This window comes from Streptomyces durocortorensis (genome assembly GCF_016901035.1).
Classification (GTDB): Bacteria; Actinomycetota; Actinomycetes; order Streptomycetales; family Streptomycetaceae; genus Streptomyces; species Streptomyces durocortorensis.
Genome location: NZ_JAFEUF010000152.1, coordinates 1 through 17,589, shown reverse-complemented (window position 1 = coordinate 17,589; position 17,589 = coordinate 1). Strand labels below are relative to the sequence as shown.

Annotated in this window: 9 protein-coding genes and 1 pseudogene; 7 read left to right on the top strand and 3 right to left on the bottom strand. The window is 70.8% G+C overall.

From position 1 onward, the window contains the following. Together JS521_RS24380 and JS521_RS24375 are read left to right on the top strand one after the other, a co-directional pair. Positions 1-2,443: RICIN domain-containing protein (locus JS521_RS24380; protein ID WP_372448612.1), on the top strand; the 2,443-nt coding region annotated here is incomplete at its 5' end. Between the two features lie 60 nt (positions 2,444-2,503). Beyond that, a pseudogene (locus tag JS521_RS24375) lies at positions 2,504-4,852 on the top strand (AbfB domain-containing protein); the annotation flags it as partial. A 46-nt stretch (positions 4,853-4,898) separates the two neighbouring features. Here the strand turns inward: JS521_RS24375 and JS521_RS24370 are convergent. Together JS521_RS24370 and JS521_RS24365 are read right to left on the bottom strand one after the other, a co-directional pair. After that, complete coding sequence (locus JS521_RS24370) at positions 4,899-6,569, bottom strand: alpha/beta hydrolase (protein ID WP_307847943.1); 1,671 nt, start codon at positions 6,567-6,569, stop codon at positions 4,899-4,901. A gap of 229 nt (positions 6,570-6,798) precedes the next feature. After that, entirely contained in the window at positions 6,799-10,095 is a 3,297-nt protein-coding gene (locus JS521_RS24365) for a LamG-like jellyroll fold domain-containing protein (RefSeq protein ID WP_205085081.1), read from the bottom strand. Between the two features lie 336 nt (positions 10,096-10,431). On the opposite strand from JS521_RS24365, the gene JS521_RS24360 reads away from it, so the two are divergent. The 5 genes from JS521_RS24360 to JS521_RS24340 all read left to right on the top strand — a co-directional run bounded on the left by JS521_RS24360 (position 10,432) and on the right by JS521_RS24340 (position 16,000). Next, a complete protein-coding gene (locus tag JS521_RS24360; RefSeq protein WP_205085080.1) occupies positions 10,432-11,064 on the top strand; it encodes a sigma-70 family RNA polymerase sigma factor in 633 nt (210 codons plus the stop codon). Positions 11,065-11,169: 105 nt separating this feature from the next. Beyond that, a complete protein-coding gene (locus JS521_RS24355; protein ID WP_205085079.1) occupies positions 11,170-11,586 on the top strand; it encodes an ATP-binding protein in 417 nt (138 codons plus the stop codon). 91 nt (positions 11,587-11,677) lie between these two features. Next, entirely contained in the window at positions 11,678-14,053 is a 2,376-nt protein-coding gene (locus tag JS521_RS24350; RefSeq protein ID WP_205085078.1) for an FHA domain-containing protein, read from the top strand. Positions 14,054-14,062: 9 nt separating this feature from the next. Further along, on the top strand, positions 14,063-14,977 hold the full coding sequence (locus tag JS521_RS24345) for a hypothetical protein (protein ID WP_205085077.1): 915 nt from the start codon (positions 14,063-14,065) through the stop codon (positions 14,975-14,977). 42 nt (positions 14,978-15,019) lie between these two features. After that, positions 15,020-16,000, top strand: a complete 981-nt coding sequence (locus JS521_RS24340) for a serine/threonine-protein kinase (RefSeq protein ID WP_239487764.1) — start codon at positions 15,020-15,022, stop codon at positions 15,998-16,000. A 19-nt stretch (positions 16,001-16,019) separates the two neighbouring features. Here JS521_RS24340 and JS521_RS24335 read toward each other — a convergent pair whose 3' ends face one another. Beyond that, positions 16,020-17,318 carry a streptophobe family protein gene (locus tag JS521_RS24335; protein WP_205085075.1) on the bottom strand — a complete coding sequence of 433 codons (1,299 nt, stop codon included), beginning with the start codon at positions 17,316-17,318 and terminating at the stop codon, positions 16,020-16,022. Positions 17,319-17,589 lie beyond the last annotated feature (271 nt).

Genomic DNA, 17,589 nt, shown 5'->3' with positions numbered 1-17,589 from the left:
CGCGAAGCCCCTAGCCCACCACACACCCGCCCGGGGGCCCACCGGCGCCGCAGGGGCTCATCCCCCGGGGGCCGCCCCGGCCCCGCCCCCCCCCCCCCCCCCCGGGCGGCCCGCCCGGGGCGGCCACTACTCCCCCAACGCGGCCCCGCTGCACCCCACCGCCTTCCTGAAGCTGCCCCCGGGCAGGGTGAGGGCGCACGGCTGGCTGGCCGGGCAGCTGAAGCTCCAACTGGAGGGGTTGTGCGGCCGGTACGAGGAGTTCTCGCACTTCCTCGACTTCACGGCCACCGGCTGGGTGCGCCCGGACAAGGGCGGCTGGGAGGAAGTCCCGTACTGGCTGCGCGGTTACGCCGACCTCGCGATCGTCACGGGTGACGCGACCGCGCTGGCCACCACCCGGCGCTGGATGGACGCGATCCTCGCCACCGGCCAGTCCGACGGCTTCTTCGGCCCGAAGGCGCTGCGGACCTCGCTCAACGGCGGCCCCGACTTCTGGCCGTTCCTCCCCCTGATCCAGGCCCTGCGCTCCTGGCAGGAGTACACCGAGGACAACCGGATCATCCCCTTCCTCAGCCGCTTCTTCCGGTACATGAACGCCCAGGGCCCGGGCGCCTTCGACACCAGCTGGATCGCCCTGCGCTGGGGCGACGGCCTGGACAGCGTCATGTGGCTCTACAACCGCACCGGCGACGCCTTCCTCCTGGACCTCGTCGACAAGATCCACCGGTACGGGGCCGACTGGGGCGACAACCTGGTCAACCCGCACAACGTGAACATCGCCCAGGGCTTCCGGGAGCCCGCCCAGTTCGCGCTGCGCAGCGGCTCGGCCACCGACACCCGGAACACCTACGGCACGTACGCGAAGGCCATGGACGCCTACGGGCAGTTCCCCGGCGGCGGCTTCGCGGGCGACGAGAACGCCCGCCCGGGGCACGGCGACCCCCGCCAGGGCTTCGAGACCTGCGGGATCGTCGAGTTCATGGCGAGCCACCAGCTGCTCACCCGGATCACCGGCGACCCGCTGTGGGCGGACCGCTGCGAGGAACTGGCGTTCAACTCACTGCCCGCCTCGCTCGATCCGTCCGGCAAGGCGGTGCACTACATCACCTGCGCCAACAGCGTGGACCTGGACGACGAGCCCAAGCGGGACCGCCAGTTCCAGAACCCGTTCGCGATGCTGGCGTACCTGCCGGGCGTGGACCAGTACCGCTGCTGCCCGCACAACTACGGGATGGGCTGGCCCTACTTCACCGAGGAGCTGTGGCTCGCCACCCCGGACGGCGGGCTCGCGGCGGCGATGTACGCGCCGAGCGAGGTCACCGCGAAGGTCGCCGACGGCACGGAGGTGACGTTCGTCGAGGAGACCGGCTACCCCTTCACGGACACCGTCGCTCTCTCCCTCACCGCACCGAAGCCCCTGGACTTCCCGCTGGTCCTGCGCATCCCTGCCTGGTGCGCCGAACCCGACATCCGGGTCAACGGACAGCGGGTCGCCGCGCCGGCCGGACCGGCCTTCACCCGGATCGAGCGGACCTGGTCGAGCGGGGACGAGGTGACCCTGCGGCTGCCGCAGCGCACCACCGTACGCGCCTGGGCGGAGAACCACGGTTCCGTCAGCGTGGACCACGGGCCGCTCACGTACTCGTTGCGGATCGGGGAAGAGTACGAGCGGATCGGCGGCAGCGACACGTTCCCGGAGTACGCGGTCCACGCCACGACCCCGTGGAACTACGGCCTCGTCCTGGACCCCGCCCGCCCCGCCGCGTCCCTGCGCCGCCGCTCCACGGGCCGCGCCCCCGGCGACAACCCGTTCACGCTGGACGGCACCCCCCTCACCCTGACCGCCCGCGCCCGCCGCATCCCCGAGTGGACGGCGGACGACGAGCACGTGGTCGCGCCCCTCCAGCCGAGCCCGGCGCGCTCCGCGGAGCCGGTCGAGGAGGTCACGCTCGTCCCGATGGGCGCGGCGCGGCTGCGGATCACGTCGTTCCCGACGGCTGCCCCGGACGCCGAACCGTGGCTGGCGGACCGCTGGTACCGGATCGCCAACCGGCACTCCGGCAAGGTGCTCGGCGTGGACGGCATGTCGACCGCGAACAGCGCCCACGTGGTGCAGTTCGGCGACACCGGTACGGCGGACCATCTGTGGCGGCTGGTCGCCAACGGCGACGGCTGGTACCGGATCCGCAACCAGCACTCCGGAAAGGTGCTGGGCGTCGACCTGATGTCCACCGAGAACGGCGCGCACGTCGTGCAGTTCGACGACAACGACACCGCCGACCACCTGTGGCAGCTCGTCCCGGACGGGGGCGGCTGGTACCGGATCCGCAACCGGAACTCGGACAAGGTGCTCGGCGTGGACGGGATGTCCACGGCCGACAGCGCGCACGTCGTCCAGTACGACGACAACGGGACGGCCGACCATCTGTGGCGGCTCGTCTGAGAACCGATCGCTCCCCCGCCCGAAGAGCCCCGGCACAACCATGAAAGGGATGTTCCAACCATGCGACCAGCACCCGCACCCCGCCGCCGCGCCTGGTGGCGGAGATTGACGGCCACCACCGGCCAGCTCGCCCTGGCGGCCACCGCCCTCGTCGGCACCGGCACCTCGCCGGCCGCCGCCGCCCCCGCCGCCTGGGAGCCGAAGCCGGCGCCCATGACGACGCCGTGGACGAACGACGTCCCGGTCGACAAGCCGCTGCCGGAGTACCCGCGCCCGCAGCTGACCCGCCCCGACTGGACGAACCTCAACGGCATCTGGGACTTCGCGGTCACCGGCCGTGACGCCGGGCAGCCCGCGACGTTCCCGGAGCAGATCCGGGTGCCGTTCGTCGCGGAGTCCGCGCTCTCCGGCATCCAGCGCCGGATCACCGAGAACGACAAACTCTGGTACAAGCGGACCTTCACCGTTCCCGCCAACTGGGACGGCCGCCGGGTCAAACTGCACTTCGGGGCCTCCGACTGGCAGACCACGGTCTGGGTCAACGGCACCGAGGTCGGCGCGCACAAGGGCGGGTTCGACTCGTTCGCGTACGACATCACCCCGCAGCTGAACGGCGGGACGAACACCGTCGTGGTCTCCGTCTACGACCCGAGCCAGACCGGCGGCCAGGCGGTCGGCAAGCAGCGCATCAACGATGTGAAGCCGCATCCGGGCGGCGGGATCTTCTACACCGCGGCCTCGGGCATCTGGCAGACGGTGTGGCTGGAGCCGGTGGCATCGGCCCACATCACCCGCCTCGACATGACGCCGAACCTGGGGAACAACACCCTGCGGGTGAAGGTCCGGACGGCGGGCGCGGCGGGCCGGAGCGCCCGGATCACCGTCTCCAGCGGCGGTACGGTCGTGGGCACGGCGACCGGCGCGGTGAGCGGCGAGATCTCCGTACCCGTACCGAACCCCCGGCTGTGGACGCCCGAGGATCCGTTCCTGTACGACGTGAAGGCGGATCTCCTGGACGGCTCGGCCGTCACCGACACCGCGGGCAGCTACACCGGCATGCGGTCCGTGGGCCTGGCCAAGGTGGACAGCATCCTGCGGCCGGTGCTCAACGGGAAGTTCGTGTTCCAGACGGGCACCCTGGACCAGGGGTACTGGCCGGACGGCATCTACACCGCGCCGAGCGACGAGGCGCTGAAGTACGACCTCCAGGCGCACAAGGACCTCGGCTTCAACATGGTCCGCAAGCACATCAAGGTGGAGCCGCAGCGGTGGTTCTACTGGGCGGACAAGCTGGGTCTGCTGGTGTGGCAGGACATGCCGTCGATGGACAACGGCAAGGTCCCGGACGGGCCGGCGCGCACCCAGTGGGAGGCGGAGTACCGCACCATCATCGACCAGCACCGCAGTTCGCCGTCGGTGGTCATGTGGGTGAACCAGAACGAGGGCTGGGGGCAGTACGACCAGGCCAGGATCGCCGACGAGGTCAAGGCGCAGGACCCCTCGCGCCTGGTCAACAACATGAGCGGGGTCAACTGCTGCGGTTCGGTCGACGGCGGCAACGGTGACGTGGTGGACAACCACATCTACGTCGGCCCGGGCAACACCGCTCCGAGCGCGACCCGGGCCGCCGTGCTGGGCGAGTTCGGCGGTCTCGGCTACAAGGTGCCGGGCCACGAGTGGTATCCGGGCGGCGGCTTCAGCTACGAGGACCAGCCGAGCGTCGCCGCGCTCAACGACCGGTTCGTCGGGCTGCTGGACGCCATCCGGATCGGTCAACTGCCCGCCGGGCTCTCCGCGTCGGTCTACACGGAGATCACGGACGTCGAGAACGAGGCGAACGGGCTGCTGACGTACGACCGCCAGGTCGTCAAGGTGGACACCGCCCGGGTGAAGGCCGCCAACCAGGCCCTCATCCAGGCGTCCCGCAACCCCGCTCCCCCGGTGAACCTCCCCACCGGGCAGAACAAGTCGCTGCGGGTCACCACCCCCGGGCACACCACGAAGCACCTGCGCCACTACGACGCGCTGGCGGCCACCGAGGTGGTGAACAGCGGGAGTTCGGCCGTGCTGAAGGCGGACGCCACCTGGAAGATCGTCACCGGACTCGCCAACAGCAACTGCTACTCCTTCGAGTCCCGCAACTATCCCGGCGAGTTCCTCCGCCACCGGGAGTTCCGGGTGCGCCGCGACGCCAACGACAACTCCGCGCTGTTCAAGGCGGATGCGACGTGGTGCGCGGTCGCGGGCAACGGCGGGGTGCGGTTCACCAGCGCCAATCTGCCCGGCAGCTATCTGCGCCACATCGACTCCGAGGTGTGGCTCGCCACGCCCGGTGGCAAGCAGCCCTTCGACAGCCCGGCACTGTTCACCGAGGACACGACGTGGGCGGTGGAGGCGCCGTGGGCCCCCTTTTGCTCAGAGTTGCTGCTGAGGCGGGCCGGCCGGGCTCAGCGGATCAGAAGCGGTTCGGGGCGCGTTCCGGGACCGGGGCCCCGGGGAGCGCGTCCGGCTTCTCGTTCTGGCGGGCCTGCGCGTTCGACGCGGCGGTCGCCTTGCAGGTCACGTCCTTCGCGGGCAGCTTGCCGGTGGCCAGGTAGCGGTTGACCGCACCGTCCGTGCAGGTGTTGCCGCTCGGGTAGACGCCGTGGCCCTCGCCGCCGAGAACGGTGACCATCTTCGAGCCCCGCAGCTGGGCGTGCAGGGCCTGGCCGCTGGGCAGCGGGGTCTGCGAATCCCACTCGTTCTGCACGACCAGGGAGCCGACCTTGTTCTTGACCACGGTGGCCGGCTCGGCGGACTTCCCCCAGAAGGCACAGGGCTTGATGCTGGACGCGAAGTCCCCGAAGAGCGGGTAGCGGCCCTTGTCCTCGATGGCGTCCCGCCGGTACGTCTCCGGATTTCGCGACCAGGCGGCCGAGTTGTCGCCGCAGACCACGGCCCAGAAGCTGGCCGTCCCGTTGTCGGCGGGCGTCTCGGCGGCGAGCGCGGCCTTCCCGGCCCACTCGGGCGCCGGGGTGCCGCCGTCCTCGGTGATGCGGGCGAGCTTCTTCGCGGAGGCGGGCTTGCCCTGCGCGGCCTTCTTCAGCTCCACGACCGCCTCGGATGCGGACTGCGGGGTGAAGGACAGCGCGCGCATCCCCTGGCGGATGGAGTCACCGTCGGTGGGCTGACCGTCCACCTCGATCGGGTCCTTGTCGGCCCGTGCGACGAGATCCCAGAAGGTCCGGTCGACCTTCTTCGGGGTGTCGCCGAGGCCGTACGTCTTCGAGCGCGCGGCGGCCCACTCGGTCCACCGGTCGAACGCGGGTTCCGCGCCCTCGGCCCACCACTGGATCATCCCGCGCCAGGCGCGCTTCGGGTCGACCGCGCTGTCCAGCACGAACCGGTCGGCCCGGGCCGGAAAGAGCTGGGCGTAGACGGCGCCCAGATAGGTGCCGTAGGAGTAGCCGAAGTAGGAGATCTTCTTCTCGCCGAGGATCGCCCGCACCAGATCCAGGTCGCGCGCGGTGTTGCGGGTCGTGATGTGCGGGAGCCGGTCCCCCATCTTCTTGGCGCACTTGTCCGCCACCGTGCGCGCCCAGGCGACGTCCTTGGCGTACGTCTGCGCCTTGTAGGGCCGCAGCCAGTTCTCCTGCTCCGGCGTGAGGTTGCAGGAGACCGGGCTGGAGCGGCCGACGCCGCGCGGGTCGAAGCCGACCAGGTCGTAGCTCTTCAGCACGGACTTGGGCAGCTCCTCCTTCATCATCATCGGCATCCACAGCCCCTCGCCGCCGGGGCCGCCGGGGTTGGAGAGCAGGATGCCGCGCCGTTTGCCGGGCTCGGCGGTCTTGATCCGGGATATCGCCAGGTCGATCCGCTTGCCTCCGGGCTTCCGGTAGTCCAGCGGGACCTTGACGGTGGCGCACTGGTATGCCGCCGAGGTGTCGGCGTCGCACCGCTTCCACTTGGGCTTCTGCTTCGCGTACCGGTCGAGCACGCTCTTGGCGGCGGGCGAGGAGACGGCCGAGGGGGTTCCGGCCGAGGGGGCGGCAGCCGGGGCCGCGGTGGCCGTCGAGGCGGCGAACGCCGGGGCCAGCGTCGCCAGGGCGCTCACGGCCACCAGGGGCGCGAGACGTCGTCTGCGCACGATATCGGTCCTTCCGGTCGCGTGTTCGGACAGGAGGATCTTGTCGGACCTGTGTACGTCTGCGTATCCCTCCCGGGGCCCCAACTCCTCTACGTCTCGGGAATGACAGCAAAAGGCGTGAATGGTCCGCGAGTTGGAGAACCATTCACGCCATTGCGGGGTCCGCTCCCCTCCCGGCGCGCCCGGGGATTCCGGATGCGCCGGGAAGGGCCCCGGTTCTTCTTGCGGGTTACGGCTTCTGACGGCCGTGGAGCGCGGACACCTCCTCGGCGGTCAGGGCCTTGTCGTACACCCCGACCTCATCGACGGAGCCGTTCCAGAAGTCGGTCCTGGCGCCGTCGTACCGGGCCCGCCCGACGGAGAGCGGGCCGGAGCCCACTTCGGCGGGACCGGCCTCGGTGGTGGCGGCGGGCTTCCCGTCGACGTACAGCGTGATCTCGTCGCCCTTGCGGACCCCGACCAGGTGGTACCACTTCCCGGTCTCCGGGGTGACCTCCAGGCGGGCGCGCTTGCCGCCCGGGGTGGAGAAGGCGAACGCGCCCTGCCCGTACTGGAGGTAGAAGGGGTTCTCGGTGCGTCGGCCGTCCTGGCTGACGACGGTGGCGTAGTTGCCGGGCACGGCGTCGAGGCTGGCCCACGCGGAGACGGTGTAGTCCTTGGTGGTGTCCACGACGGGGCCGGGGCTCTCGGCGTACTGCCCCTCGCCGTCGAACTTCAGCGCCGAGCCCGTGACACCCGGGGCCCAGGACGTGCCTCCCGCCAGGGCGAGGTGGGCCTTGTTGGGTCCGCTGTCGCGGGCGGTCGTGCCCTTGTTCTCGTCGAGCGACCAGGAGCCGCCGCCCTTCAGCTCGTCGCGCTCACCGGCCTTCGCACCGGCGGCGATGACCTGGCGGTTGATCTCTCGGACCTTCCTCGGGTCGACCTTGATCTCTCGGCGGTCGTACGTCCAGAGCCCGTTGAGCTCGTTCTCCAGGTCGCTCACCTGGGTGTAGACCGAGCCGGACAGTTCGGCGCCGGCGGCCGCGAGGTAGTACGTACGGGTGTTGTCGACGTACTTCGCGGTGAGGGCGTCCTTGTCCGCGACCCCGCTGTAGATGTTGGCGGGGGCGCCCGGCCACATGTGCCCGGGGGTCCGGAGCGTGAAGCCGCCGTGCTCGCCGTCCATCGCGGCGCGGTGCTCGTCCGGGAAGGCCGGGTCGTTGTTCACGTAGTCGTGGTGGTCGATGATCTCGCCCTTGCCGGAATCACCCTTGGAGGCGCAGCAGTTGACTCCGCTGTGCGCGTTGACCACGCGGGACGGGTCGAGCGCCTTGACGTCCTCGGCGATCTTGCCGGTCTCGGTGCGGTCCCACTCGCCCCAGCCCTCGTTGAAGACGATCCAGCCGCTGATCGAGGGGTAGTTGTGGAACTGCTTCATCAACTCCTTGCCCTGGGTGAGGAAGGCGTCCTTGCCGGCGTCGTTGTCGATGTCGGCGTTGACGAAGTCCTGCCACACGAGCAGTCCCAGCCGGTCGGCGTGGTAGTACCAGCGCGGCGACTCCACCTTGATGTGCTTGCGTACGGCGTTGAAGCCGAGGTCCTTCTGGGCCTTCAGGTCGAAGGCGAGGGCCGCGTCGCTGGGCTGGGTGTACAGCCCGTCGGGCCAGAAGCCCTGGTCGAGCATGGCGAGCGAGAAGAACGGCTTCCCGTTGAGGACGAGCTTCTGGTAGCCGCCGACCTTGTCGACCTTCAGCTGCCGCATGCCGAAGTAGCTTTCGACGCTGTCCTTGGAGCGGCCGTCGGTGAGGGAGACGTCGAGGTCGTACAGGTAGGGGTCGTCGGGCGACCAGAGGTGCTGGTTCTTGAGCTGGAGGCTGAGCTTGCGGTTGGCGGGGCCGCTGACCGTGCCGACGACCTTGCCCTTGTGGTCGCGGGCGACGGCGGTGATACGGGCGTCGGCGGACGCCTTCGCAGAGTTGACGGTGACCGCGAGGCGGCCGGTGTCGATGTCCGGGGTGGTGGTGAGGGAGTCGATCGCGGCGGGGGCGACCGGCTCCATCCAGACGGTCTGCCAGATGCCGGAGGACGGGGTGTAGACGATCCCGCCGGGGTTGGTGGACTGCTTGCCCTTGGGCTGGTTGGGACCGGTCTTGTCGGTGACCGCGACGACGATCTCCTGAGGGCCGGCGCCCTTCAACGCGTCGGTGATGTCGGCGCTGAACCCGGTGTAGCCGCCGGTGTGTTCGGCGACCTTGGTGCCGTTCACCCAGACCGTCGACCGATAGTCGACCGCGTCGAAGTTGAGCTTCAGCCGCTGGTCCTTGCCGGGCGCACCCTTGCCGCCCTTGCCGATCGACCAGTTCTTCGGCACGGTGACGAGCTTGCGGTAGAACATGTGGTCCTCGTCGCGCTCCAGGCCGGAGAGCTGGGACTCGACCGGGAACGGCACGGTGATCTTCTCGTCGAGCTTCTTGCCGAAGACCGGCTGCTCACCCTCGGTCGCCCCGGCGAACTCCCAGGGGCCGTTGAGGTTCTTCCACCGGTCGCGGACCTGCTGCGGCCGGGGGTATTCGGGCAGCGGGTGGTTCTTGTCCAGCTTGTCGCCCCAGGTGGTGGTGAGGCGGTGCGTGGAGAGGTTCTTCGCGGTGCGGCCGATCTCCGGGACGGTCTCGGTCCCCGACTTCAGACCGCCCTCACCGTCGTAGGCGACCTTGACCCGCTGGTCCTTCTGGACCGGCGCGGCGAGATCGATGACCAGCGCCTTCGGGTTGTTCGAGGCCCGGTTCACCGACTTCACCGGCATCGGGGAGGTGTCGACCTCGATCTTGAGGTGCTCCTTCACCTTCCGCCAGTCCGCGACGCGGTCCCGGAAGGTGGCCTGGAGGCGCTTGCCGCTCTGCGCGACGCTCAGGGCGACCGGGTAGACCTCGAAATCGGCCGGCGGGGTGAACGCGGACTCGGGGACGATCTGCTTCTTGAGGCCGTCGGCCTCCCAGCGCAGGAACATGCTGGCGCCGCCGGTGTCCTGGAACATCTCCAGCTTGAAGTCGTGCTTCTCCCCCGCCTTCAGGGTGATCGGCTCGCTGCGCTGTTCCTTGTCCCAGTCCGGCTCCCAGTGGTCGATGACAACGTTTCCGTCGAGGAAGAGCCGGAAGCCGTTGTCGCCGATGGCGGAGAAGGTGTAGTCGCCGTCCTCCGGGGCTTCGAGCTGCCCCGTCCAACGGGCCGTCGTGTGCTCGGTCTTGCCGGTGGCCGACTCGAACGTGCCGGTGAGACCCGGGAAGTTGATGTCCGGGTCCAGGGTCGTGGCACCGAGCTCGGCGAAGTCACGGGCGCCCGGGGCGGACATGCTGAAGTACTCGCCCTTCAGCCCGCGGACATCGGTGACCGGGTCGTCGGCCGTGAAGGCCTTCGCGGTGACTTCGGCAGGTACGGCGGGTGCGGCGGCCGCCGTCGGGACCAGAGTGGCACCGACCGGTATGAGCAGCGCCGCAGCGCAGGTCAGGGCCCTGAACAGGGCGCGGGGGCGCGGGTGTTGTCGTCTCAAGGCGTCGTCCTCGTCGAAGAGCCGGGGTGCCTCCAACCTGCGAGGCACTGCACATAGTCGAACATTGAGCCACAACACCAAACACTGCACAACGGTCGTGCACGCAGAATTTTCAACGATAGAAAACAGACCCCGCGCGGGTCGGCCACCGAAGCCCACGCCGGGCCCACGCTGCGACCCGCGCAGGGGAGCACGCCGGGCGGACCGGCAGGCGCGCCGGACCCTCCCGAATGCCGGAAGCAGCGACATGACGACACAGCGACATCTCCTCCGATCTCCATAACCAGGTTGTACAACTGGGTTATGTAAATCGTCGATTTCAGGTACAACCGAGCCATGAGAGATGACGAGGAAGTGCGTCACCGCCCCGCGTTCCTGACCGAGGAACAGGCGGCCAGAATGTTCGCCGGTATGAACGAGGTCATCCTCGCGGGAGAGGAGACGCGTCGGTTGCGCAGCGAAATGATCATCATGTTCGCCGGTCTCGGCTGGACCCAGGAGAGGATCGCCCGGCTCACCGGCATGAGCCAGCCCGCCGTGTCCAAGCAGTTGGCGAAGTGCCGACCGGGCGAGCCGGAGCACCCGCCGGGCATCGCACTCGACCAGCACGACACGCCCTGGCTCGAAGGGCGGCTGTGGGGCCTGGCGGAGGAGATCTCCGAGGCGCTCCACGACGACGCCCGCTGCACACGCCTGGTCGACGCCCTCGGTCGGGGCCGGAAGCGCTTCACTCCGCAGAACGTGGACGCGCTGCGCCGCCTCGTCGAGGAGGACCTGAGAGCGCGTCGGGCGGACCTCCCCGCCGGCCACCGGAGCACGTACGACACGATCAGCCGAGGGCTCGACGTTCCCACGGGAGCGGCCGCCACCGGATCGGCCTCGGTGCGCCGCACCCTGGCGCACCGGATCCAGCGGGACCGGCTCGGGGGCGGGGACGGAGAAGGGGGCAGGGCCGGAGACGGAGGCTGAGCCGTTCGGCGTACTGCGCGCGCTTTCCCCGGCCGGTTTTCATGAAATGCCGTTTCGGGGGTACGCGCACTCCAGCCAGAAAGCTCACGCGACGGGGTGGAAGCTATGAACGACCGTATTCTGATGACGTTTTCACCGGACGGCGAGACTCGTACCGATTTCGTCTGCCGACCGGAGAAGGCCGCCGACGCACGGGACGCCGTCAGCGCCTTCGTCTCACGGCTGCATCCCGCGCCGACCTCGCACACCGTCCAGAACCTCCTGCTCCTGGTGTCGGAGCTGGTCACCAATGCCGTTCTGCACGCGGGGGCCGTCACGGCGCTGTGGCTGACGGCGGACCGCAGGGGCGTCCACGTCCGGGTCACCGACCCGAGCCCGGCGCACCCGCAGGACCGGACGCCCGACCTGACGGGCCGGACCGGCGGCTTCGGCTGGCCGATGGTCCAGCGACTGGCCCAGGAAGTTCGGGTCCGGGAGGCGGTGGGCGGCGGAAAGGTCATCCTGGCCACCGTGCCGCGCTGAGGACGAGCCCTCGGAAGGCCTCGGCACCCCGGTGGCCCGGAGTGACTCCTGACGGCGGGCGCCGATCGTTACGTATCGGTACAATTCAGGCATGGGAGAGCGGCCTGCGACGCCGACTGCGCCCGAACTCGTTCTGGAGACCGATCTGGGCTCCACGGTGATGAGTCCGAGCCGGGACTACCACGTCGGGCGCGACCCCGAGAGCGACATCGTCATCGAGGACGACCGGGTCTCCTGGCACCACGCGATCCTGCATCCCGAGGCCGGTCACTGGATCATCGAGGACGAGGACAGCACCAACGGCACGTACACCGCCGGCCGGCGCATCCACGCCTCGGACGTCGGCGCGGGCAGCGAGATCCGCTTCGGCAACCCGAGCGACGGACCGCGCGCCGTCCTGCTGGGCCGGGAACCCCCCGCGCCCTCCCCGGCCCCCGCTTCCAAAGCCGAGCGCCCGTCGGCCGTCTCGATGCCCGCGGCGACCGGTACGTTCCGGCAGCCGACGACTGTACGGCCGCTGCCGGCGAAGACGGTCCGCATCGGGCGCGACGCCTCCAACGATCTCGTCATCGACGACCTGGTGGTCTCGCGCCACCACGCCGAACTGCGGGCGCTGCCCGACGGCGGGCACGAGATCGTCGACCTCGGCAGCCACAACGGAACCTTCCTCAACGGTCAGCCGGTCGCCCGCGGCCTCGTCGGGCCCGGCGACATCGTCGGTATCGGCCACTCGGCGTTCTGCCTGGTCGGCGACTCCCTCCAGGAATTCGTGGACACCGGCGAGGTGTCGCTGGACGTCCAGGACCTGGAGGTGACGGTCGGCCGGGCGGGCAAGGGCGGGAAAACCCTGCTGGACAAGGTCTCCTTCCCCGTCGGCGAGAAGTGCCTGCTCGGCGTGGTGGGGCCCAGCGGTGCGGGGAAGTCCACGCTGCTCAACGCGCTCACCGGCCTGCGCCCCGCCGACAGCGGCACGGTGCTCTACGACGGCCGTGACCTCTACCGGGACTTCGCCGAGCTGCGCCAGCGCATCGGCCTCGTACCGCAGGACGACATCCTGCACGCGCAGCTGACCGTGCGCAAAGCCCTCGGTTACGCCGCCGAGCTCCGCTTCCCGCAGGACACCGCGAAGGCGGAGCGGCAGGCGCGGGTCGCCGAGGTGATCCAGGAACTCGGCCTCGAACAGCGCGCCGACCAGCCGATCCACTCGCTCTCCGGCGGTCAGCGGAAGCGGGTGAGCGTGGCCCTGGAGCTGCTGACGAAGCCCTCACTGCTCTTCCTGGACGAGCCGACCTCGGGGCTCGACCCCGGCATGGACCGCTCGGTCATGCACATGCTGCGTGGACTGGCCGACGACGGCCGCACCGTCATCGTGGTGACGCACAGCGTGCTGAGCCTGGAGGTCTGCGACCGGCTGCTGGTTCTCGCACCCGGAGGCCGCATCGCCTACTACGGCCCTCCTGAGGACGCCCTCGCCTTCTTCGGCTTCGAGGAGTGGCCGGAGGCGTTCGAGGCGTTCGAGAACGACCGCGACCGCGACTGGGCGGCCACCTACGCCGGCTCCCCCCTGCGCCGCCAGTACATCGACAACGCGACGGCGCAGCCCCATCTGCCGCCGGCCGCGCCCGGAGCGCTGGTCGCGCCACCGCCCAAGACCCGTAACTGGGGAGCGCAACTCAACACCCTGGTACGCCGGTACGCCTCCGCGCTGAGCGCGGACCGGACGTTCCTGATCATCATGATCGCGCTGCCCTTCGTCATGGGAGCCATGGCCCGCGCACTGGCCGGCAGCCGGCTCACCCAGGAGACGGCGATGAACGCCCTGCTGATCCTCTGTGTGGGCGGGGTGCTGACCGGAGCGGCCAACGCGGTACGGGAGTTGGTCAAGGAACGGGTGATCTACCAGCGGGAGAGAGCCGTCGGCCTGTCCAGATCCGCGTACCTGATGTCGAAGATCGTGGTGCTCGGAACCATCACGGTCCTCCAGGCCGTGGTGCTGACCCTGGTGGGGCTGGTGGGCGTCGATCTCAACGCGCCGGGCGGCGAAGGGGTGTTCCTGCCGCCACTCGTCGAAATCACGCTGGCCGTGGCCCTGTTGTCCTTCACCGCGATGATGCTCGGCCTCCTCGTCTCCGCGCTGGTGCGCAAGGAGGAGGTGACGATGCCGTTGCTCGTCCTCCTCGCGATCGTCCAGGTCGTCTTCTGCGGGGCGCTGCTCAAGCTCAACGGCGTCCCGGGCGTGGAGCAGCTGGCCTGGCTGGTGCCGTCGCGGTGGGCGCTCGGCGCGATGGCCGGGACGATCGACCTGGCGCGGATCGTGCCGGGTGAGCTGACCTCCGATCCGCTCTTCGGGCACTCGGCGGGGGTCTGGCTGCTCAACATGGGGATGATGGTCGTCCTCTCGCTCGTCTTCGGATACCTGGTCGCGAAACTGCTGAAGCGGCACGAGCCCGCGGTCATGCGGAAGTGAGGTGGTTCCATGGCGACCCCGACCCCGGAATTCCGCCCCACGCACGTCGTCCCGCCGGACGGGCTGCCGGCGTGGGAGTCCCCTGACGTCGCCCGGCCCACCGATCCGCTGGACGCACTGCTGCCGGTGCAGGTGCAGGACCGGCGCGGGGACTGGGCCTATGTCGCCTGCTCCAACGGCTGGTCGGCCTGGGTCGACGGCCGCCTCCTCGTCTCCGTACCGCGGACGCCACCGGCAGCCGGGGCGCCGCTCGCACGTACGGCGGACCCGCGGCCGCTGCTGGCCAGGGCGGAGGAGTCGCTCAGCCGGTACCGCCGGGCGGCCCAGGACCTGGCCGAGGGCCGCAGCGACGGGGAGGGCTTCCGGCAGCGTACGCGGGGGCTGCGGGTGGGCATGGTGGTGGACGGGGAGTCGGTGTGGCTGTTCGACGCCGAGCACGAGCGGTGGGTCTTCTGCGACGGAACCCGGCTGAGTACGTACGCGGCGGAGGCGGGCCCGGGGGCGGCGGCACCGGCCTCCGCGTCCGAGGGGACGGAGACGCCGGAGCCCTTTCGGCGGGTAGCGGGCGGTGAGGAACCGGAGCCGACGCGGGTGGTTCCGCCCGAGGGGCCCGAGCCGACGCGGGTGGTCCCGCCGAACGGACCTGAACCGACGCGGGTGGTCCCGCCGGAGGACCCCGAGCCCGCTCGTGTGGTTCCGCCCGAGGGGCCCGAGCCGACCCGCGTCGTCACTGCTGACGAACCCGAACCCACCCGCGTCGTACCACCCGAGGGCCCCGCGCCCACCCGCGTCGTCACACCCGACGAAGCCGAACACGAACCCACCCGCCTCGTCGCCCCCGAGCCCACCCGGGCGATCACCGTCGCCGGGCCCGACGAACCGCCCGCCGGCGGAGTGTCGGACGGTTCGACGGGCGGGCGGTGACGGGCCATGGCCCCGCCGCCTCCCCCGTCGCACGACGCCGGGATGCCCACCGGGCGCGAGGACGATCTCGTCGGCAAGCGGATCGCGAGCTATCTCGTGGAGGCCGAGATCGGCCGCGGCGGCATGGCGGTCGTCTACCGCGCGAAGGATCTGCGGCTCGACCGGATCGTCGCGCTGAAGCTGCTCGCGCCCGAGCTGGCCCGTAACGACACCTTCCGGCAGCGGTTCACGCACGAGTCGCGGGTGGCGGCCGCGATCGACCACCCCCACATCGTGCCGGTCTTCGAGGCGGGCGAGACGGAAGGGCTGCTCTACATCGCCATGCGGTTCGTCGCGGGCGCGGACCTGCGCGTCCTGATCGACCGGCGCGGGCCGCTGGACCTGACGGCAGCCGTCCGGATCGGCGCACAGGTCGCGTCCGCGCTCGACGCGGCCCACGACCACGACCTGGTGCACCGGGATGTGAAGCCCGGCAACATCCTGGTGGCGGCGGGCACCGACAGTGATCATCCGGAGCATGTGTACCTGACGGACTTCGGGCTGACGAAGAAGTCGCTGTCGCTGACCGGGTTCACCACGGTCGGCCAGTTCGTCGGCACCCTCGACTACGTGGCGCCGGAACAGATCTCCGGGCGGCCCGTGGACGGGCGGTGCGACGTGTACAGCCTCGCCTGCGTCGTCCAGGAGACCCTGACCGGGGCGCCCCCCTTCCAGCGGGACGACGACATGGCCCTGCTGTGGGCCCACCAGTACGACCCGCCCGCCCCGCCGAGCGGGCTGCGGCCCGGGCTGCCCGCCGCCGTCGACGGCGTACTGGCGAAGGCGCTCGCCAAGTCGCCGGAGGACCGTTACGACACCTGTCTGCGGTTCGTCGCCGCTCTGCGGGCCGCGGCGGCGGGCATCGGGCCCGGCGAGCACCGGCCGACCCGGGTGGACGCACCGGCCGGTTCCTGGTCCGACGCCCCCGAGCCGCCGCCCGCGCCGCCGCGCTGGGCCGCCCCGGTGTTCCCGGGGACCGGCTGAGCGCGGGAGCGGCGGCCGTTCAGGCGCCGGGGCCGGGGCCTGCCTCCGGCTCCACGACCTCGCCGCGCCGGTGCACCCGCGTGGCGGCCAGGCCGCCGAGGAAACCGGTGACCAGCCCCCACAGCAGCGCGAATCCGAGCGCCGTCCAGAGTTTCGCTCGCAGCGACACCTCCCCGCCGAGTCCGCCGCCGAGGTCCCCGAGGCCGAGGAGGGACAGCCCGTAGTGGGCGGAGATCCGGACGGTGAGGCAGATGAACAGCACCGTCAGGATGAGCGCCACCGCCATGTGGACCGCGTGCTGCCACAGGCGCGTCCGGGCGGGCGACCTCGCCGCCATGAGGAACGCGGCGGCCAGCACCAGCACGGCGACGACGACCACGAGCCAGCGGACGCGCCCGTCCTGTTCGGCGAGAGTGCTCAGGTTCAGGGTGGAGAGGTCGGGGGTGCGCAGGACGGTGTCGAGCACCTGGGGCATGGGCAGCCCGAAGGGGCCGTCCACCTTGCCCTCCCAGGACGCGCCGAGGCCGAGGGTGAGCGCGAGCCAGACCAGGTTGGGCAGTCCGAGGAGGAGCACGGCGGCGGTTTCGGCGGGGTGCCCGCGCGTGATCATCACGACGATCCCGGCGACGACGCCGAGCGCGACGCACGCGAGGAGCAGCACCACCATGGCGAACGCCGCGGGGCGCACCGCTTCCTGGAAGCGCAGCAGCCGGCCGGGGAGCGGGGCACTGCGCGAGACGAGCAGGGCGAGCACGAGGACCCCGGCCAGCCACAGCAGCCCGAAGACCAGGGTGAGGGGGATCTCGGCCCGGAATCCGACCTTCGGGTCCTCGCCGAGGAGATCCCCGGCTCCGCTGCCGGTGAGGTCCTCCGCCGAGAGGGTGAAGGTGTGCCGGGCGATCAGTGAGAGCACGATCAGCGCGACGATCCAGAGGGCGGCGACGCGGCCCGCCCAGCCGGCCAGTTCGCGGCCCCCGGCGACGGCCCGGTGGTGCAGCGGCCGGAGGAAGCCCCGGGCGACCAGGAGCGCGCCCACCAGGGTCACCGAGAGCGGCAGGACCGAGAGGTCGGCCTGCGTCCCCACGAGGGAACCGGCGTCCCCGGAGAGACCGACCGAACCGCCCGCCGCCATCACCACCACCGCGGCGACGACGGCCGGGAAGGCGCCGCCGGGCAGCCCGGCCGCACCGGCGGCCCACAGGCCGAGCGCCGCGGTCACCACCATCGCCAGTACGCCGGTGAGGACCGCCAGGAGCGCGTCGCGCCAGCCGTGCGGAGTGCGTGCGGTGTTCGCTTCGTTGCTCGCCCGGACGTTCACGACCCCACGCTAAGCAGGGACCGGGCGCTTCGCTCCCCGAGGAAACGGTTCGCTCCTCCGCTTGCGAGGACCGCCCGGGCGGAGCAGACAATGGTGCGAAATGCCCTAGATTTGCCACCTCTCGGACCCCGTACGGAATCGGGTCGGGCGGGGGGCTCCGGGGCGATACCGACAACGGGGAGCAGAGCCCGTGAGTGTCCAACCGCCGCCTTCCGGCCGCCCCACAGGACCGCCGTCCGGCCGGCTCGAGTCTGATATACACATGTCCGAT

Coding starts and splice junctions, on each gene's coding strand:
- JS521_RS24360 (WP_205085080.1), top strand. CDS start 10,432: ATGAGAGATGACGAGGAAGTGCGTCACCGCCCCGCGTTCCTGACCGAG.
- JS521_RS24355 (WP_205085079.1), top strand. CDS start 11,170: ATGAACGACCGTATTCTGATGACGTTTTCACCGGACGGCGAGACTCGT.
- JS521_RS24350 (WP_205085078.1), top strand. CDS start 11,678: ATGGGAGAGCGGCCTGCGACGCCGACTGCGCCCGAACTCGTTCTGGAG.
- JS521_RS24345 (WP_205085077.1), top strand. CDS start 14,063: ATGGCGACCCCGACCCCGGAATTCCGCCCCACGCACGTCGTCCCGCCG.
- JS521_RS24340 (WP_239487764.1), top strand. CDS start 15,020: ATGCCCACCGGGCGCGAGGACGATCTCGTCGGCAAGCGGATCGCGAGC.